Below are 19820 nucleotides of genomic sequence, written 5' to 3'. Positions count from 1 at the left end.
CTTATTTTAAAACTTCTGATACTAAACGAGCTGCATCTTTCAATAAAACGGCAGAGAATACTTTCAAGCCTGAGTTATTAATAATCGCTGCACCCTCTTCTGCATTTGTACCTTGAAGACGTACAATGATTGGTATATTAATTTCACCAATATTTTTGTATGCTTCCACAACTCCGTTTGCAACACGATCACAACGAACGATACCCCCAAAAATATTGATAAGGATTGCTTTCACGTTGGGATCCTGTAAAATGATACGGAAACCTGCTTCTACTGTTTTTGCATTAGCTCCACCCCCTACATCAAGGAAGTTAGCGGGATCTCCGCCTGATAATTTGATAATATCCATGGTTGCCATCGCTAAACCAGCTCCGTTCACCATACATCCTACGTTACCATCTAATTTAACGTAGTTCAAATCATTTTCAGATGCTTCCACTTCTAATGGATCCTCTTCTTCGATATCACGTAAAACAGCTAAGTCTTTGTGACGGAATAAAGCGTTATCATCTAAGTTCACTTTCGCATCTACAGCTAAAATTTTATCATCTGAAGTCTTCAACACTGGGTTGATTTCAAACATAGATGAATCAGTCTCTACATAGGCACGGTAAAGTGATTGGATAAATTTAACCATCTCTTTCAGAGCAGCTCCGCTCAATCCTAAAGCAAAAGCTACTTTACGAGCTTGGAAGTCTTGAAGGCCTACCCGAGGATCAATCCACTCTTTAATGATTTTTTCTGGGCTATGCTCAGCTACTTCTTCGATATCCATTCCGCCTTCTGTACTTGCCATGATTACATTACAAGCCTTAGCACGGTCTAATAAAATCGATAAATAGTATTCTTTAGGTTCAGAATCACCTGGATAGTACACATCCTCAGAGATCAAAACCTTATTAACTTTCTTTCCTTCAGGACCAGTTTGATGTGTAATTAATTGCATTCCCAAAATTTGAGAGACACGCTCTTTTACTTCATCTAAATTTTTAGCTAGTTTGACGCCGCCCCCTTTTCCACGGCCACCCGCATGAATCTGAGCTTTAACAACAAACCATCCTGTGCCAGTTTGAGCTTTTAATTGCTCTGCTGCAGAAATAGCGTGGTCCAATGAGTCAACGACAATTCCTTCTTGAATGCGCACTCCATAACCTTTTAAGATTTCTTTCGCTTGATATTCGTGAATATTCATTTAGTAAAATTTTATTTCCGTGAAATTACTATTTATTTGCGTAAATATTAAATAAGGATTCATTCAATCGTATTTTCTAAAAAAAAGACAAAAAAATGTTAGAATTAAAAAATATTTCCAAAAGTTATGGAACACAATTAATTCTAGATAATATCTCTCTACAAGTTAGAGAATCAGAAATGGTCAGTATTTTAGGACCATCTGGTTCAGGAAAAAGTACCTTGTTGCAGATAATGGGTTTACTTTCGAAAGCCGACTTTGGGCAAATTTATTTAGATGGTATTGCTTATGAGTCATTGTCTGAGAAAGATCAAGCTGTTTTTAGAAATCAAAAATTGGGATTCGTTTTTCAATTTCATAATCTACTAGGTGAATTTAGCTGTGAAGAAAACATCAAATTCCCTTTATTTATCAAAGGAGAGACTTTAAATGAATCAGATCATGAATTGTTTGATAAAATAGTTCAAACATTAGGTATACAGCCTATTTTGAATAAATTGCCTTCACAAATTTCAGGTGGCGAACAACAGCGAGTTGCAGTGGCAAGAGCGTTAATTAATCGACCTACCCTCTTATTAGCTGATGAACCTACGGGAAATTTAGATAACAAGAATGCGGAAACTTTATATGAATTGTTTGTCGAGTTAAAAGCTGTTTGGCAACAACGAATTATTATGGTAACTCACAATGAAAAACTTACCACGCAGTCTGATCAGGTTATTTATCTAAATTCAGGTCGAATCGAATAGAATTACTGCCAAAATGTCATAAATTTGCAATCTAAATTTCAGTGATTGTAAAATGCAAGATTTAAAAGTATTGACGAAAGAAGAGAAAGATGGATTAGATGTTCCAAGAATATCGGAGGATCAAGTCGCAGAGAACTCTTTTGGAAAAAAAGTCTATATCGAAAGTTATGGCTGTCAAATGAATTTTGCAGACTCCGAAGTCGTAACCTCCATCCTACAAGAAAACGGATATGTTACGACATCTAACGTAAAAGAAGCTAACACCATTCTTCTAAATACCTGTGCCATTCGTGAAAACGCAGAGCACAAAATCCGTCATCGATTACAACTATTCACTCATTTGAAAGCCAAGAATCCAGCTTTAACGGTAGGAATTCTCGGTTGTATGGCTGAACGCCTGAAGACCAAGTTGATCGATGAGGAAAAGATCGTGGATTTAGTGGCAGGACCAGATGCATATCGCGACTTACCCTCCTTATTGGAGGAAGTTTCAGATGGCCAAAAAGCAATCAATGTATTTCTATCACGTGAAGAAACCTATGGAAATATCGAACCGGTTCGTTTAAATTCGAACGGCGTTACTGCCATGGTGAGTATTATGCGAGGTTGTGATAATATGTGTACCTTCTGTGTAGTTCCCTACACACGAGGTCGGGAACGTTCTCGTGATTTGCCATCCATTATTTTAGAGTGTGAAAAGTTAGTTCAACAAGGATACAGAGAAGTAACCTTATTAGGCCAAAATGTTGATTCTTATAAATGGACATCAGAATCAGGTTCCTTAGTCAATTTTGCTCAATTGCTAGAAGCCGTAGCCCAAGTTAATCCTCTATTGCGCGTTCGATTCTCCACTTCACATCCAAAAGATATAACCGATGAGGTTTTATATACGATGAAGAATTACGATAACATTTGCAAGAATATTCATTTGCCAGCTCAAAGTGGAAGCAATCGAATTTTACAATTGATGAAACGCTCCTATACACGTGAATGGTATTTAGAAAGAATAAAGTCAATTCGTGCCATTCTAGGTGAAGAATGTGGGGTTTCACAAGATATGATTGCTGGATTTTGTTCTGAAACTGAAGAAGATCATCAAGATACATTATCCTTATTAGCTGAAGTAGAATATGATTTTGGTTATATGTTCGCATACTCAGAACGTCCAGGGACTCCAGCAGAAAAGAAATTAATAGACGATGTGCCTGAAGAGGTTAAAATGCGACGTCTACAAGAAATAATCGATTTGCAACGTATTCATTCTGCCAAACGCAATGAAATGTGGGTAGGTAGAAAAGTTCAAGTTTTAGTAGAGGGCGATTCGAAAAAATCAAGTTTACATCATTACGGTAAAATAGATTCAAATAAAGTCGTCGTTTTTCCAAAAGGAAGCGAAGTTAAAGGAGATTATGTGTTTGTAAACGTAACACATTGTACATCAGGAACTTTATTAGGTGAATTATGTTAGACAACAATCATCTTTCTAATATTAAAGCGCGTTTCGGTATCATTGGAAACGCTTCTGCCCTTTTGCGTGCTATATCTGTAGCTGAGCAAGTAGCTGCTACAGATATGACCGTATTAATTACTGGAGAAAGTGGATCGGGTAAAGAGTCGTTTTCAAAAATCATACATTCTCTATCGAAACGCAAGCATGGCGCATTTATCGCTGTAAACTGTGGGGCGATCCCAGAGGGTACTATTGATTCTGAATTATTTGGCCATGAAAAAGGATCATTTACAGGTGCAATTGAAGCTCGAAAAGGCTATTTTGAAGTAACTGATGGAGGTACTATTTTCCTTGATGAGATTGCGGAAATGCCATTAGGAACACAAGCTCGTTTATTGCGTGTATTAGAAAATGGCGAATTTTATCGTGTAGGATCATCCAAAGTACAAAAAACCAATGCTCGGGTTGTCGCTGCCACAAACCTGAATCTACAACAGGCGATTGAGAAGGGAAAGTTTAGAGAAGATTTGTACTACCGGTTAAGTACAGTACCTATTTATGTTCCACCGCTACGCGAGCGTGGTGATGATATTGAATTATTGTTTAGAAAATTCACAACAGATTTTTCAGAATCACATCGAGTTAAACCGATTATGTTAACGAAGGAAGCTAAAGAGCTGCTTCAAAAACAGCGCTTCCCTGGGAATATACGTCAATTAAAGAATCTTGCAGAACAAATATCTGTACTCGAATTAGGGGATAGAATCATTGATGAATTACAATTGCAGTATTATTTGGAATTTAATGAGCCTAAATTAGGTAATTCAGTAGTCAAGTCAGATGCATTCTCAGGTCCGGAAGGAATGAATGAAAGAGAGATTTTATATAAGATTCTATTTGATTTAAAGCGCGATGTAACGGAACTAAAGAAAATATTATTGAAGGTTGTTGAATCCGATCAATCTAAAGCTTATGAAATACTACATGATAACATGGCTGTCTTTGAAGATGTGAGGAATCATACAGAGGTAAGTAACCCGAACCCTGGGTTATCTTTACCCATTCATGAGCAAGAAGAAACTAAATTTACAGAAGAGCCCATTGATTCCATCTTTGAGGAGATAATCTTGCCGGCTAATGATGTGACCTTATCTTTAGAAAAACAGGAAAAAGAAATTATCATTCGCGCTTTAAAGAAAAATAAAAATAAACGAAAATATGCAGCAAAAGACCTAGGTATTTCAGAACGCACATTATACCGTAAAATAAAGCAATATGATTTGGAAGAACTGGATTAATCTTTGCCTTTCTTTAGGAATATTATTTTTACTATCCTCATGCTACAGTTTTAAAGGGGCTAGTTTGGATCCTAATTTAAAAACGATAGAAATTAGTAATATCCGTATGGAAACTGCGGGAGGTCCTGCTAACTTAAGTTTGGAAATTAATGAAAAATTAAAGGAATATTTTCAACGTAATACTTCTCTAAAAATAACCAATAAGAATCCTGATCTGCAAATTGAAGGATCTATCATAGGCTATGAATTAACGCCTCAGGCTCCTACAGGCGACGATAAAGCAGGCTTGAATCGATTAACTTTAACCATACAATTTCGATTAATAAATCGACTAGATGAGGATAAAAACTTCGAACAAGAATTCTCTTTTTATCAGGATTTCCCACAAAATCAGACCCTACCACAAGTAGAAAAAGAAATTATCCCGAAATTAGTAGATCAAATTATTCTTGATTTGTTTAATAAAATTGCCGGGGATTGGTAATATATATATGTCTAACGCGCAAAAACTTTGGTTTTTATTAAATAAACTTGATCGGTCAGATCAAAGTGAACTAAGTCAGGATAAATTGCTTTATCCCTATTTCTATTTATTGCATTGGAATGAACGCTATTCAATACTAAAACAACAAAGAATAGCCTTACAATCATCTCAACGAAAACAATACTTTCAATCCATCCATGATATTCAAGGTGAATTAGTTGAAGTAGCTGAGCCTATCCCAGCCGAAGAGATAAAAGCATTACAGGTCGCTTTAATTGATCAATTTATTTTGAATCAACCAACCTTAGCTAAACCCAAGAGATCAGAAATAGAGGACTTCCCTCAAGAAGACCTATCTGCTACTGAATTTAGTCTGCCTATATCTGAAACGGTAGCTATTCTTCTCACTAAGCAAGGTAAATATTTACAAGCGATTGAATTATATGAGAAGTTAAGTTTGATTAAACCTGAAAAAAGACTTTACTTTGCATCTCGAATTTCAGAATTAAAAAATTTACTAACTGAATAAATATGTTTACTTTATTGATTTCATTGATTATTATCTTCTCAGCATTATTAGTCGTGCTTATTTTAGTACAAAATCCTAAAGGCGGCGGAATTAGTGGAGAATTTTCATCTTCTGGTGCAACCCAAATGTTTGGCGTTCAAAAGACAGGTGATTTAGTTGAACAATTAACTTGGGGATTTTCAATTGCTATTTTAGTATTGGTATTAGCTACTAATTTCAGCTTATCAGATACGAAGGAAACAAGCACCTCAGTAAACGTAGAAAAAGCAGCTACTAAAACGGTACCTGTTGCTCCCGCTCCAGTAGCACCCAAGCAATAGTTAGTACCTTCTATATTTTTTCTGATACTGCCAAAATTTCAGCAATGAGTTTTGGCATTATTATTGTATAACCATTTCTGCCATGTTCGCATGGATGTATAATCTCTAATTTAAAATTAAATTTATAACACATGTCAAATTTAAGTATTAAGCCCTTAGCGGATCGGGTTGTTGTAGAACCAGCTCAAGCTGAAGAGAAAACAGCATTTGGTATTATTATTCCTGACACAGCGAAAGAGAAACCACAAAAAGGAACAATCGTAGCGGTAGGAAATGGGAAGAAAGACGAGCCTATTACTGTTAAAGTAGGTGATTCTGTATTGTATGGTAAATACTCAGGAACGGAAATCACTATCGACGGTAAAGATTATCTAATCATGCGTGAGTCTGACATTTTTGCAGTTTTATAATTTTAACACAACATTAATTACAAAATCATATGGCAAAGGAACTATTTTTCGATAGCGAAGCGCGCGAAAAAATGAAGAGAGGGGTTGATACCCTTGCAAATGCAGTTAAAGTAACTTTAGGACCTAAAGGTCGTAACGTTATTATTGATAAGAAATTCGGATCTCCATCCATTACGAAAGATGGTGTATCTGTAGCAAAAGAAATTGAATTAGAAGACGCTGTGGAAAACATGGGCGCACAATTAGTAAAAGAAGTAGCTTCTAAAACAGCAGATCAAGCGGGTGATGGAACTACAACAGCTACTGTTTTAGCTCAATCAATCTATACAATCGGTTCTAAGAACGTAGCGGCTGGTGCTAATCCAATGGATTTAAAGCGTGGTATTGAGAAAGCTGTTGATGCAATCGTTTCTGATTTGAAGAAACAATCTCGCGCGATCACTACTTCAAAAGAAATCGCTCAGGTAGCTACCATATCAGCGAACAATGATTCTGAAATCGGAACGATGATTTCTTCAGCAATGGAGAAAGTAGGTCGTGAAGGTGTTATCACGGTTGAAGAAGCTCGTGGAACAGAGACTGAAGTGAAGACGGTAGAAGGTATGCAGTTCGATCGCGGATATTTATCTGCTTATTTCGTAACGAATACAGATAAAATGGAGGTTGAATTAGAGAAACCATTCATTTTAATTTCAGAGAAGAAAGTATCTTCTATGAAGGAATTACTTCCTGTATTAGAAGCAGTAGCTCAAACAGGTCGTCCTCTATTGATCATTTCTGAAGATGTAGATGGAGAGGCATTAGCTACGTTAGTAGTAAATAAAATGCGTGGTGCATTGAAAGTGGCTGCTGTTAAAGCTCCAGGTTTCGGTGATCGTCGCAAAGCAATGCTTGAAGATATTGCAATCTTAACGGGTGGAACTGTTATCGCTGAAGAGCGTGGATTCAAATTAGAGAATGCTACAATCGAATATTTAGGTCAAGCAGAGAAAGTAATCATTGACAAAGACAATACGACTATTGTAAATGGTGCAGGATCGAAAGACAATATCGAAAATCGCGTAAACCAGATCAAAGCTCAAATCGAGAATACTACCTCTGATTACGATCGTGAGAAATTACAAGAGCGTTTAGCTAAATTATCAGGTGGTGTTGCTATCCTTTATATCGGTGCTGCTACGGAAGTGGAGATGAAAGAGAAGAAAGACCGCGTTGATGATGCTTTACACGCAACTCGCGCTGCTGTAGAAGAAGGTATCGTAGCAGGTGGTGGTGTCGCACTTATTCGCGCTATCCAAGCTTTAGATAAATTAAAAGGTGAGAATGAAGATCAATTAACTGGTATCAACATTATTCGCCAAGCAGTAGAATCCCCATTACGTACTATAGTAGCGAATGCAGGTGGTGAAGGTTCGGTCGTAATCAACGCGGTAAAAGCAGGAAAAGATGACTTCGGTTACAATGCACGCGAAGATAAGTATGAAAATATGATCGCGGCAGGTATTATCGACCCTACTAAGGTTACTCGTTTAGCTTTGGAAAACGCAGCTTCTATCGCAGGATTATTGTTAACAACAGAGTGTGTAATTGCTGACAAACCAGCGAACGAACCTGCTCATGGACATGGCCAAGGTGGCGGTGGAATGGGTGGAATGATGTAATTTTAATTAGATTAATACTTGAAAACTCCCCATATTTGGGGAGTTTTTTTTTGAACATTACATTATGAAAAGAATCGCTATCGATATGGACGATGTTTTAGAAAAAACAACCCATATTATTATTGAAAGCATTAACTCTATCACATCTAATTCTTATACTTATACGGAATTGTTATCAGGTTCGGATAATTATAAAAGACAATTCTATAATCATTATTTAGAGCATAACTCATTTTTGTGGGAGCCAGGATTCTTCGAAAATATACCCGTGAATGAAGACGCCATTGATGTGGTAAAAAAATTATCAGAACAATATGAGATATTTATTGTGTCAGCAGCTACAGAATTCCCCAATTCATTAAAAGAGAAACTTATTTGGATGGAAAAGCATTTTCCATTTATAACTTGGAAACATATTGTTTTTTGTGGTCACAAGTACATGATACAAGCCGATTATCTTATCGATGATCATGAGAAAAATTTACATACTTTTACTGGCACCCCACTCCTATTTACTGCTCCTCATAATTTACATATAAATGATTTTCAGCGGGTTAACAACTGGAAAGAGGTAGAATTATTGTTATTGGATTAATGAAGAAAGCACGATTTAGTATTGGTATCTTATTTTTTATTTGTGGATTAAATTTTGCTACGTGGGCAACACGTATACCAGATTTTAAAGCGTATTTGAATTTATCTGATGCACAATTAGGTACGGTCTTGATGGGATTACCTATCGGCTCATTAGTATCATTACCCATTGCCGGTTGGCTTTTAACTAAATATGCTTCTCGCTGGATATGCTTAATGGCTTTGGCTATGTATGTAATCATTATTCCTGGACTAAGTTTAATGAGTTCTGCTGTAGCTTTGTTTGTTGGTCTATTTTTCTTCGGCATGGCAGGTGATATAATGAATATAGCCATGAATACACAGGTAGTTAGCTTAGAGGCCAAAATGAACAAAACAATCATGTCTTCCTTTCATGCTGTTTTTTCATTAGGATTAATGGCGGGAGCCTTTGTAGGAGGAATACTAGAGAAAGAGCAATTTACACCTTTAGCGCATTTTATAAACATAGCCATCACAAATATAATTCTAATCTTATTCAGCTTTGGTAATTTATTAAAAGACAAGCCAGTTCATGATGAAAGTAATCCCAAGACTTCTATTTTAAATCTTGGACCTTATCTAATTATATTGTCAATTATTGCCTTTTGTGGTATGTTATGTGAAGGGGCAATGGCCGATTGGATCTCCTTGTATTTTAAAGAATATGTTACTAACTCACCTTTTCCAATAACTATTGGGTTTTCATTCTTTGCGGCTGCGATGGTGTTCGGTAGATTTCTAGGTGATAGAATTTCAATGACCTATGGATTGAGTACTATTCTTACCCTAAATGGCATTTTAGTAGGGATAGGGATGTTAATTACCCTTTTATTATCATCCACATATATGAAAGTATTTGGTTGTTTTACGGTTGGCATTGGAATTTCTACTATTGTACCTTTGATCTATTCACAAGCAGGGAATCAAAAAGAAATTATGCCATCCATTGCCATAGCAGGTGTATCTACAATAGCTTACATTGGATTTTTATTAGGCCCCGTTTTAATAGGATATTTATCTGATTTTATGGGCTTGGACAAAGCTCTTTATTTAATTGTTATATTAGGGTTTTTAGCGGCCATTATTTCAAAAACTTGGGTAAAAGTTAAATGATTATAGAGTACAGGAAACCTTCAGAGGAATTAGCTCCTTTTGTAGACCATCTTTGGGAAAAGAAGGTGGATGAATCTGGTATTATACCCTATGATATCGAGACAATATTTCCAGAAGATCAGACCGTGCTTACTTACTCATTTGGAAAAGAATATTATAGATCTCACGCTAATACAGACAATTTTAATGTTATAAAGGGGATTCAATTAGAGGGATTACATCTGTCACCTAATTTTTATAAACATTATCCTGGACTACATATTTTTGGAGTTAAATTCAAGGCAGGTGGCTTATTCTCATTTGTAAATTCAGCTGTTAACACTACTAATAATCTTAGTTTAGACGCTAATAATCTATTTATTGGACTTCCTGACCTAAATGCAACGTTGAATTTCAATGAAAGATGTAGCCAGATAGAAAATTACTTATTAAATCAAATTATTGATAAGAGAGCGAAGAAATATAGTAAGTTATGGTTGATGTTAGATCAGCTAGGTTCAGATACCAGCTTTCATACTAATTCCTATAAAACAATCACTCGTTTATTTCAGGAAGTAATTGGTATCAGTCCTAAAGAATACGTGCAGATCAAACGAATTAATCAATCTTTGGCATTATTTGCCTCTAAAAAGAACATAAGAAGCCAAGATTTAGCTAATCAATTAGGCTACTATGATTCAGCGCATTTTATTAATGAGTTTAAAAAGTATACGGGAAAAACACCAAAAGGTTTAAAGAATACACTCTTTGAAATGAAAAAGTCTGACTTTGTTGATGAATTTAAACAATACATTTCCCCTGAGCATTTATTGCATTACACCTCCATATTCCATAAGATTTCATAATTGTCCTATTTTTACAATTTTTATCAGGTGAAATTTCTGATTTTTGTAATTAACATTGAATATTATGAATAAGCACGTTATTTTTTGGTCTATTACCGTTGGTCTAGGTGGCCTATTATTTGGTATGGACGTTGCAGTTATATCAGGCGCCGAATTAGCCATTCAACAATTATGGAAGCTCGACTCTTTTACTCATGGGTTAGCCATAGCTGCAGCCTTGTATGGTACGGTTATTGGAGCTGCTTTAGGGGGGATTCCGGCTGATTTATATGGTCGCAAGAAAACCTTATTTTGGATTGGATTAAGTTTCTTTATTTCTTCTATTGGGGCAGCTATTGCACCTGATGTAAATTCATTCATGTTATTCCGTTTCTTAGGTGGCCTCGGAATAGGTGCCTCATCTGTCGTAGCCCCCATTTATATTTCAGAAATAGCACCCGCTAAGCACAGGGGGAAATTGGTAATTTCATTCCAACTAAACATCGTTTTGGGTATTTTAATCGCTTACGTTTCAAATTACTTAATACAAGGAATGGAGAATGATTGGCGAATTATGTTAGGAGTCGTATCACTCCCATCCCTTCTCTTTTCCATTTTAATTCTATTAACTCCTGAAACTCCCCAGTTTTTATTGTTAAAAAGGAATGATTTAGCTGGTGCTCGCAAGGTATTAGAATTAGCTGATCCTAATCCCGAGGAAACTATTGAACGTATTCAAAGTAATGCAAGTAAGAATACAACGATAGAGAGCTTGTTTTCAGGTAAATTTGTTTGGCCTTTAACTTTAGCTTTTTTGTTCGCCTTCTTTAATCAGATGTCAGGTATCAATGCCATTATTTATTACGCACCTAGAATATATGAACTTACAGGTTTAGGAAAAGAGTCGGCTCTTTTATCTAACGCAGGAATCGGAATCGCTAATTTACTATTCACATTGTTAGGTTGGTATTTAATTGATCGCGTGGGTCGTCGTATTTTGATGTTTATAGGCTCAATTGGATATATTATAACCTTAAGTTTAATCGCTTATGCGTTTTACACGGAGTCGTATACCTATGTGCCTATTTACATTTTTGCCTTTATTGCGTCACATGCCATCGGTCAAGGATCGGTTATTTGGGTATTTATTTCAGAAATATTCCCTAACTCGGTAAGAGCTTCCGGAATGGCCTGGGGTTCATTGACTCACTGGGTATTTGCCGCATTAGTTGCCAACTTCTTTCCTCTATTTACAGAATCCTATGGCGGGACACTAATATTCGGTTTCTTTGCAGTTATGATGGTAGCCCAATTAGCTTATGTGGCCTTTATGATGCCTGAGACCAAAGGTGAAAATTTAGAAGATATTGAAAAGCAGGTAATCATGCATTAATCTTGTCCTTATGATATATTTCGATCCTAACAGCAGCAAACCTAAATATCAACAATTAATTGATGGTATAATTGATGGAATTAATTCCGGCTTACTAGAACATGGGAAGCAGTTGCCGTCTATTAATAAGGTAGCTAGTGAATTTAATATGGCTCGAATGACCGTGACTAAGGCATATGATGACCTGAGAGAAAAAGGATTAATTAGTTCACATCACGGAAAAGGTTTCTACATATCCAGTACAAATACAAAAAATGCTTTGCGCGTTTTTATATTAATGGATGCGTTAACTCCTTACAAAGAGACATTGTATGAGAGTATCATACAAAATTTAGGTGATGACGTAAGTCATAATCTATTTTTTCATTACCATGATATCGAATTATTTGAAGAGTTAATCACAAATAATCTCGGTAAATACAATCATTACATCATATTGCCTCACTTTAATAAAAGTGTGGCTAGGATTGTATCTAAAATTCCGAAAGACAAACTTTTGGTATTAGATATTGATATCAAGGAGTTTAGTGATGATTATTCTATTTTGTACCAAAACTTTGAAACCAATATCCACCAAGGGTTGACTCAGTCCCTGGAAAAGGTTAAAAAGTATGGACAAATCAACCTTGTTCTTAGTTCCAAAAGCTTCCAATATACACCTGACGGTATTATACAAGGATTTACTAATTTCTGTACAAAAAATGGTCTAGAATTTGATATTATACCTGATTTAGATGACGATTACGAGTTGCAATGCAATCAGGCTTATATTGTTTTTAGGGAGTACGATTTGATCAAAATGATCAACTGGACAACTAAAAACAAACTAAAACCAGGGAAGGATATTGGGATCATCTCCTACGATGATACTCCGCTAAAAGAAATCATCGCAGAGGGTATCTCGGTTATATCCAATAACTTCAACAAAATGGGAGAAAGGGCAGCCCAAATGATCATTAACCGCGAAAAAGGCCGAGAATCGAATGAGTTTTACTTTATTGATCGAGGATCACTATAAATCCAAATGGACATTTAACCAGCCGGCATCCATTTTTACTCCTAAGGTATTATAAAAATCAATGGCAGGTTGATTCCAGTCTAATACTTGCCACATCATACCTGTACATTTCATTCTTTTCGCTTCTTCGATCGCTTCATTAATTAAATACTTACCTAAGCCTTTTCCTCTGTAAGCTTCTTTGATATACAAATCTTCTAAATAGAAACGTCTCCCCTTCCAGGTAGAAAAACGGTAATACCATAAGGAAAAGCCAGCTAATTTATCATTCAAATAAATCAAATTAGCGGAGAATAAAGGATTATCAGAAAAACCCTCTTGAATGTAATCATCTAAACTAGAAGTTACTTCTTCTGGGGCCCTCTCAAAAATGGCTAATTCCATCACTAAATCACGAACTAGGCCAATATCTTCTTTAGTTGCTCTGCGTATAATTATCTTATCCATTGATAGCTCTTAATTTAGTTAATAAGGTTAAAAAGTCTTCTGGGAACTCTTGCTCAAATTGCATGAATTCATGGCTAATGGGGTGAATGAAACCTAATGAATAGGCATGCAATGCTTGCCTTGGACAAATTTTAAAGGAATTGTCAATAAAGGACTTAAAACTTGCCATGGAAGACATGTACCTAATTTTATCTCCACCATACGTACTATCTGAAAACAAGGGGTGTCCAATCGATTGAAAATGGGCTCTAATTTGATGTGTTCGACCCGTCTCTAATTTAAACTTTACAAAAGAGGCAAAACCAAAGGTTTCCATCACCTCATAATGGGTGATGGCTATTCTTCCATATTCAGAGTCTTCAGGAAAAATAGCTTGTATCTTTCGGTCCTTCGGACTTCTGCCTATTTTACTTCGTATAGTTCCCTTCAACTCTTTAGGTACGCCCCAGCAAATGGCGTAATACGTTCTTTCAATACTATGTTCGAAGAATTGTTGTCCTAGAAAATTCAAAGCAAATTCGGTTTTACCAATGACTAAAATGCCAGAGGTATCCTTATCGATACGATGCACAAGTCCTGGTCTGATATCTTTTTGTCCGGGAAGATTTTGGCAATGAAATAATAACCCGTTCACTAATGTCCCTGACCAATTACCCTGAGCAGGATGTACCACCATCCCAGGCGATTTATTCACTAGAATTATTTGATCATCCTCGTAAATAATATCAATCGGAATATCTTCTGGATATACTTCTTTGTCTCTCGGAGGCGTCGCAAAAGAAACTGATATATTATCTAAAGGCTTTACACGGTAATTAGACTTGATTAATCCACCATTCACCTTCACCGATCCCGCGTCAATGCCTACCTGAATCTTATTGCGGCTTGTACCAGCAATTTTAATCATCAAATATTTGTCGATTCTTAGTAATTGCTGACCTTTGTCTACAGTGAAATTAAAATGCTCAAACAAGTCATCTTCCTCTTCGGAATCTGAAGCATTCATTTCTGGATCGATGGACATAACAAATTTTGAATTTAACGCGTTAAACCTACCTTCACCGATGGAAGAGATTTTTGATGAATGCTGGAATTCAAAAGGAATTCAAGTGTTTGTCAAACGAGATGACCACATTCATCCCATCATTTCGGGAAATAAGTGGCGCAAATTAAAAAATTATATCCAAACCTTCTCATTAAACGAACATTCTGGGATACTAAGTTTTGGCGGTGCCTATTCAAATCACTTATTTGCTCTTGCCTTTGCTGGACATGCATTAGGTATTCCTACGGTTGGAATCGTGAGAGGTGAAGAATTAAATGTCAGTAGCAACCCCTATTTAAAACAAATAAACGAATGGGGCATGAAATTACATTTCGAGACTAGAACACGCTATCGAGAGAAAAAAATTCCTCTAGAGTATGAGAATTACCTGTGTATACCAGAGGGAGGATATGGCCCACAGGCAATAGATGGAATGAATACATTAGTCAATGAATTGCCTTCCTGCGACGCCATTTATTGCGCTATGGGAACAGGAGCAACGGCGATAGGTATAGCACGATTCTCGAATGTGCCGGTTACAGGTATTCTAACTTTAAACAATCAAGCAGAAATAGAGGATCATTTAAACGATTTTCCAACTAATAATTTAACATTAGACGATAACTATATATTTGGGAAATATGCGAAATCAAATACCGATTTAGAGCTCTTCTGTAAAGAATTCAATGAAAAACATCAAATACCTATTGAACCCATTTACACAGGACGTTTATTTTATGCCTTAATAGATCACATAAAAAATGGCCACATAGCTCCTGATTCGAAACTAGTGGCCATCCATACCGGAGGAATAAAATAGCTTACCCTACCGAACCTTCTAGTGAAATAGCTAATAGCTTTTGCGCTTCTACTGCAAATTCCATCGGCAATTGTTTCAAAACTTCTTTGGCATATCCATTAACAATCAAGGCAACAGCAGTTTCAGTACTCAATCCGCGCTGATTGCAATAGAAAATTTGATCTTCACCAATTTTAGATGTCGTAGCCTCATGCTCAACAGAAGCCGTATTATTTTTTACTTCTAAATAGGGAAAAGTATGAGCACCACATTTATCTCCTAATAATAAAGAGTCGCATTGAGAGAAATTCTTAGATCCATCAGCCTTCCGAGCTATTTGAACAAGGCCACGGTATGAATTTTGAGAGAAACCCGCCGAAATCCCTTTAGAAACTATACGAGACTTAGAATGCTTTCCTAAGTGTATCATTTTTGTCCCTGTATCCGCTTGTTGGTAATTGTTAGTTACCGCCACCGAATAAAATTCTCCTATTGAATAATCACCTTTAAGGATTACGGATGGGTACTTCCAAGTAACTGCCGAACCTGTCTCCACCTGAGTCCAAGATAATTTAGAATGCGCTCCATCACAAATACCACGCTTCGTAACAAAATTGTAAATACCCCCTTTCCCTTCTTTATCTCCAGGATACCAGTTTTGAACAGTTGAATACTTCACTTCTGCCCCAGCGTGTACATAAATTTCTACGACCGCTGCATGTAATTGGTTCTCGTCGCGCATGGGTGCGGTACAACCCTCTAAATAAGACACATACGATTCATCTTCAGCAACAATCAACGTACGTTCAAATTGACCTGTACCTGACGCATTAATACGGAAGTAAGTTGATAATTCCATAGGGCAACGAACACCCTTGGGAATATAACAGAAGGAGCCATCGGAAAATACGGCACTATTTAAAGCCGCGAAGTAATTATCTTTTACGGGAACTACAGATCCCAAGTATTTTTTGATCAATTCAGGATATTCTTTAATAGCTTCTGAAATGGAGCAAAAAATCACTCCTTTCTCCATTAAAGTATCTTTAAATGTAGTAGCAACCGAAACTGAATCAATAACTGCATCGACTGCCACATTAGAAAGACGTTTTTGTTCGTCTAAAGAAATTCCTAATTTCTCAAACGTACGACGTAATTCCGGATCAATTTCATCTAAGGAATTTAATTGCTTCTTTTGAACCGGAGCTGAATAATATTTCAACTCATCGTATTTAGCAGGAGTATATAAAACATTCGCCCAATCAGGCTCCTGTAATGTTCTCCAGTAGCGATAAGCGGATAAACGCCACTCACGCATCCAATCTGGTTCATTCTTTTTATCAGAGATAAAATGAATAATGGATTCACTAAGACCTATAGGAGCTTCATCTGTCTCGAAATGAGACTCAAATCCGTATTTATAATCGGAAGTGGTTACTTCTTGTAAAATGTCATCTACCTTCTCTGCCATAATTTTGCATTTAGAATACAAAATTACAAAAGGAAATTGGAGAAAAACAGACTTTGTTTAGAATAATTCTAAACAATTAAAATAAAGGCGTATTTCTAATAAGGCTTTCTTCTAAGGAAATAAACGTTTCTGTACGCTGAATACCCGTAACTCGCTGAATCTTATCGTGTAAGACTTCACGCAAGTGCTGCGTGTCTCTACATATTATTTTGGCAAAAATAGAATAAATACCAGTCGTGTAATGAATATTAACAACTTCAGGGATTTGCTCTAGCTGCTTTGCTACATCTTCATAAAGACTACTTTTGTCTAAGTAAATACCTAGAAAAGCAGTTATATCCCAGCCTATTTTAGAATAATCAATTAATAATTGAGCCCCTTTTACAATACCCATGGATTCCATCTTTTTCATCCGCACATGAACTGTACCGCCCGAAACATCTAAACGAGTTCCTATCTCAGTATAGGGCAGATTCGCATCTTTGACTAGAATTTCTAAAATTTTATAGTCCAAAGGATCAAGTTCAAACTTCTTTTCCATTTAATATTTGTAATAATTTAAGCTTTGAATTAAAAATTACGCAAAAAAAGACATTTTTTTTTGAAATATTTTGAAAATTACAAAATCTCCTTTTATATTTGTCCTACTAATTATTGCAAAGGTAATAATTTTCACTGTAGGGTGATGAAATTGGCAGACGTGCCCTCCTGTCTCGGGGGTGGTGAGTTCAGGATAAACACGGCATAATGGGTTGACCACTAAATCGCTTCTGTGTCGAGGCTAACTGCACCTTGGAGGTTCGAATCCTTCTCCTACAGCATTTTAATTAGTTTGATTTTTAGTTTGTTGATGAAGTGTAATGTGAAAAGCAATCTTATTTTAGGATTGCTTTTTTTAGTTTATATTAATCTATATATTTGATAGACAAACTAGTTTTCATTAATTAAACCCCTACCCATTATGTCATTAAGATTAGGAGACATCGCACCCGACTTTAGTGCGGATACGACATTAGGTCACATTAACTTTCACGAGTTTATTGGTGATTCTTGGGTATTGTTGTTTAGCCACCCGGCTGACTTTACGCCTGTTTGTACAACAGAATTAGGCAAAACCGCCTTGTTAAATGGTGAGTTTCAAAAAAGAAATGTAAAAACTATCGCCATTTCGGTAGATAGCTTAGAATCACATAATAAATGGGTTCCAGATATTGAGGAAGTAAATGCTGTAAAAATGAACTTCCCTATTATCGCTGATCCGGAGAAGACGGTTGCACTTCTTTACGATATGATTCATCCAAATGCGTCAGAAAAAGCAACTGTGCGTTCTGTATTTGTGATAGGACCAGATAAGAAAATCAAATTAACACTTACCTACCCTGCTTCTACTGGACGAAATTTCACAGAAATCCTACGTGTGATCGATTCGTTACAATTGACGGCTAATTACCAAGTAGCTACACCAGCCGATTGGGTAAATGGAGATGATGTAATTATTGTTCCAGCGGTATCAAACGAAGATGCAGTGGCTAAATTCCCTAAAGGATTTACTTCCGTGAAACCTTATTTACGAAAAACACCACAACCGAATCTATAATTCTTCAAGATTTTTTGAAATGCCAAAATTCATTCAGCGTGGATTTTGGCATTTTTATGTTTAAAACCGTATTTTTGTAGCTCATTAATATCATCCGCATGTTATCTACGATTAATTTCACAAGTACTTCCGCTTATAAAGCACTGCAATTAGATCAATCTCGCCTAGCATCAACTACAATAGCTCAGTTATTTAAAGAAGATGCAGCTAGACAGAAAAAATATAGCCAAACCTTCAATTCCATTTTCTTCGATTACTCAAAGAATCTACTTGATGAGAAAAGTTTCCAATCGCTTATTCATTTAGCGAAAGAATGTGGCTTAGAAGAGGCAATTAAAGCACAATTCAAAGGTGATAAGATTAATCAAACTGAAGGCCGCTCTGTATTGCATACAGCACTGAGAGCAAAAGCATCTGCCACTGTTTTAGTTGATGGAGAAAATATAATCCCTAAAATTCAAGCAGTAAAGGCTCAAATGAAGGAATTTTCTAATCGCGTCATTTCAGGCGATTGGAAAGGATACTCTGGCAAACAAATTACAGATGTGGTTAACATCGGTATCGGTGGTTCTGACTTAGGTCCCGTGATGGTGACGGAGGCCTTAAAACCGTATAAAACGCGTTTGAATGTTCACTTCGTAAGTAATGTGGACGGTACGCATATCGCGGAGACATTAAAAAAGGTCAATCCTGAAACAACTTTATTTTTAATTGCCTCTAAAACGTTCACTACGCAGGAAACCATGGCTAATGCCTTCTCGGCTAGAGATTGGTTCTTGACGGCTGCGATAAATAATGCTGCAGTGGCAAAGCATTTTGTGGCCTTATCCACGAATACAAAGGCCGTGGCTGAATTTGGCATAGATACAGCGAATATGTTCGTCTTCTGGGATTGGGTAGGTGGTCGTTATTCTTTATGGTCTGCTATTGGTTTGTCTATTTGCCTTTCCGTAGGGTACGATCATTTTGAGGCCTTATTAGCGGGTGCTGAGGCGATGGACTATCATTTTGCTTCAGCATCATTCGAGAATAATATTCCTGTGATTTTAGGTTTGTTAGGTATTTGGTATGTAAATTTCTTTAATGCTCCTACACACGCCATTCTACCTTATGATCAATATATGCACCGTTTTGCTGCCTATTTCCAACAAGGTGATATGGAATCCAATGGTAAAACAGTAGATCGTTCAGGGAAACGAGTTAATTATGCGACTGGTCCTGTTATTTGGGGGGAGCCAGGAACAAATGGTCAACACGCCTTCTATCAATTAATCCACCAAGGAACTCAATTAATTCCTGCCGACTTTATTGCACCGGCTGTGACACACAATAAAATAGGAAATCACCATACGCTTTTAATGTCTAATTTCTTCGCTCAGACGGAGGCATTAATGAATGGGAAATC

21 protein-coding genes are annotated in these 19820 nt (G+C 36.5%); 16 read left to right on the top strand and 5 right to left on the bottom strand.

The features are described 5' to 3' along the window. Position 1: 1 nt before the first annotated feature. Complete coding sequence (sucC, locus tag ACILP5_RS04765) at positions 2-1192, bottom strand: ADP-forming succinate--CoA ligase subunit beta (RefSeq protein ID WP_395617513.1); 1191 nt, start codon at positions 1190-1192, stop codon at positions 2-4. Between the two features lie 95 nt (positions 1193-1287). On the opposite strand from sucC, the gene ACILP5_RS04760 reads away from it, so the two are divergent. The 13 genes from ACILP5_RS04760 (at position 1288) to ACILP5_RS04700 (ending at position 13056) form a co-directional block, all read left to right on the top strand. Further along, positions 1288-1941: an ABC transporter ATP-binding protein gene (locus ACILP5_RS04760; protein ID WP_395617512.1), complete on the top strand. Its 654-nt coding sequence runs from the start codon at positions 1288-1290 to the stop codon at positions 1939-1941. 52 nt (positions 1942-1993) lie between these two features. After that, positions 1994-3409 (top strand): tRNA (N6-isopentenyl adenosine(37)-C2)-methylthiotransferase MiaB, encoded by a 1416-nt coding sequence (miaB, locus tag ACILP5_RS04755; RefSeq protein WP_395617511.1) that lies wholly within the window; start codon positions 1994-1996, stop codon positions 3407-3409. Beyond that, a complete protein-coding gene (locus ACILP5_RS04750; RefSeq protein WP_395617510.1) occupies positions 3403-4689 on the top strand; it encodes a sigma-54 interaction domain-containing protein in 1287 nt (428 codons plus the stop codon). The genes miaB and ACILP5_RS04750 overlap by 7 nt, the downstream gene beginning before the upstream one ends. Continuing rightward, complete coding sequence (locus ACILP5_RS04745; protein ID WP_395617509.1) at positions 4667-5173, top strand: LptE family protein; 507 nt, start codon at positions 4667-4669, stop codon at positions 5171-5173. The genes ACILP5_RS04750 and ACILP5_RS04745 overlap by 23 nt, the downstream gene beginning before the upstream one ends. 7 nt (positions 5174-5180) lie before the next feature. Continuing rightward, the gene (locus ACILP5_RS04740; protein WP_395617508.1) at positions 5181-5702 is read left to right on the top strand and encodes a hypothetical protein; all 522 of its coding nucleotides are present in this window, start codon (positions 5181-5183) and stop codon (positions 5700-5702) included. A gap of 2 nt (positions 5703-5704) precedes the next feature. Continuing rightward, positions 5705-6022: a preprotein translocase subunit SecG gene (gene secG / locus ACILP5_RS04735; RefSeq protein WP_395617507.1), complete on the top strand. Its 318-nt coding sequence runs from the start codon at positions 5705-5707 to the stop codon at positions 6020-6022. Between the two features lie 131 nt (positions 6023-6153). Beyond that, complete coding sequence (gene groES / locus ACILP5_RS04730) at positions 6154-6432, top strand: co-chaperone GroES (RefSeq protein ID WP_223130676.1); 279 nt, start codon at positions 6154-6156, stop codon at positions 6430-6432. Positions 6433-6461: 29 nt separating this feature from the next. Continuing rightward, complete coding sequence (gene groL, locus ACILP5_RS04725; protein ID WP_395617506.1) at positions 6462-8093, top strand: chaperonin GroEL; 1632 nt, start codon at positions 6462-6464, stop codon at positions 8091-8093. A 64-nt stretch (positions 8094-8157) separates the two neighbouring features. Further along, positions 8158-8688, top strand: a complete 531-nt coding sequence (locus ACILP5_RS04720) for a 5'-3'-deoxyribonucleotidase (RefSeq protein ID WP_395617505.1) — start codon at positions 8158-8160, stop codon at positions 8686-8688. After that, a complete protein-coding gene (locus ACILP5_RS04715; RefSeq protein ID WP_395617504.1) occupies positions 8688-9821 on the top strand; it encodes an MFS transporter in 1134 nt (377 codons plus the stop codon). Before ACILP5_RS04720 ends, ACILP5_RS04715 begins: the two co-directional genes overlap by 1 nt. Then, complete coding sequence (locus ACILP5_RS04710; RefSeq protein WP_395617503.1) at positions 9818-10666, top strand: helix-turn-helix domain-containing protein; 849 nt, start codon at positions 9818-9820, stop codon at positions 10664-10666. Before ACILP5_RS04715 ends, ACILP5_RS04710 begins: the two co-directional genes overlap by 4 nt. Before the next feature lie 64 nt (positions 10667-10730). Continuing rightward, positions 10731-12038: a sugar porter family MFS transporter gene (locus ACILP5_RS04705; protein WP_395617502.1), complete on the top strand. Its 1308-nt coding sequence runs from the start codon at positions 10731-10733 to the stop codon at positions 12036-12038. A gap of 10 nt (positions 12039-12048) precedes the next feature. After that, positions 12049-13056 carry a GntR family transcriptional regulator gene (locus ACILP5_RS04700; protein ID WP_395617501.1) on the top strand — a complete coding sequence of 336 codons (1008 nt, stop codon included), beginning with the start codon at positions 12049-12051 and terminating at the stop codon, positions 13054-13056. Here ACILP5_RS04700 and ACILP5_RS04695 read toward each other — a convergent pair. Together ACILP5_RS04695 and ACILP5_RS04690 are read right to left on the bottom strand one after the other, a co-directional pair. Next, complete coding sequence (locus ACILP5_RS04695; RefSeq protein WP_395617500.1) at positions 13051-13503, bottom strand: GNAT family N-acetyltransferase; 453 nt, start codon at positions 13501-13503, stop codon at positions 13051-13053. The genes ACILP5_RS04700 and ACILP5_RS04695 overlap by 6 nt on opposite strands. After that, complete coding sequence (locus ACILP5_RS04690; RefSeq protein ID WP_395617499.1) at positions 13496-14527, bottom strand: RluA family pseudouridine synthase; 1032 nt, start codon at positions 14525-14527, stop codon at positions 13496-13498. The genes ACILP5_RS04695 and ACILP5_RS04690 overlap by 8 nt, the downstream gene beginning before the upstream one ends. Here ACILP5_RS04690 and ACILP5_RS04685 point away from each other — a divergent pair. Further along, a complete protein-coding gene (locus ACILP5_RS04685) occupies positions 14520-15368 on the top strand; it encodes a 1-aminocyclopropane-1-carboxylate deaminase/D-cysteine desulfhydrase (RefSeq protein WP_395617498.1) in 849 nt (282 codons plus the stop codon). The two genes, ACILP5_RS04690 and ACILP5_RS04685, sit on opposite strands and share 8 nt — an antisense overlap. 1 nt (position 15369) lies before the next feature. Here ACILP5_RS04685 and sufB read toward each other — a convergent pair whose 3' ends face one another. After that, entirely contained in the window at positions 15370-16818 is a 1449-nt protein-coding gene (gene sufB / locus ACILP5_RS04680; RefSeq protein WP_395617497.1) for a Fe-S cluster assembly protein SufB, read from the bottom strand. A gap of 76 nt (positions 16819-16894) precedes the next feature. Beyond that, a complete protein-coding gene (locus ACILP5_RS04675) occupies positions 16895-17359 on the bottom strand; it encodes an Lrp/AsnC ligand binding domain-containing protein (RefSeq protein ID WP_395617496.1) in 465 nt (154 codons plus the stop codon). A gap of 420 nt (positions 17360-17779) precedes the next feature. Here ACILP5_RS04675 and ACILP5_RS04670 point away from each other — a divergent pair, with 420 nt between their 5' ends. Together ACILP5_RS04670 and pgi are read left to right on the top strand one after the other, a co-directional pair. Beyond that, positions 17780-18415, top strand: coding sequence for a peroxiredoxin (locus ACILP5_RS04670; protein WP_395617495.1), 636 nt, complete (start codon positions 17780-17782; stop codon positions 18413-18415). Between the two features lie 98 nt (positions 18416-18513). After that, positions 18514-19820 (top strand): glucose-6-phosphate isomerase (gene pgi / locus ACILP5_RS04665; protein WP_395617494.1); only part of this gene is annotated, 1307 nt, incomplete at its 3' end.

Source organism: Aquirufa sp. (assembly GCF_044239315.1).
Taxonomy (GTDB): domain Bacteria; phylum Bacteroidota; class Bacteroidia; order Cytophagales; family Spirosomataceae; genus Aquirufa.
This window is presented reverse-complemented; position numbering and strand designations above follow the sequence as displayed.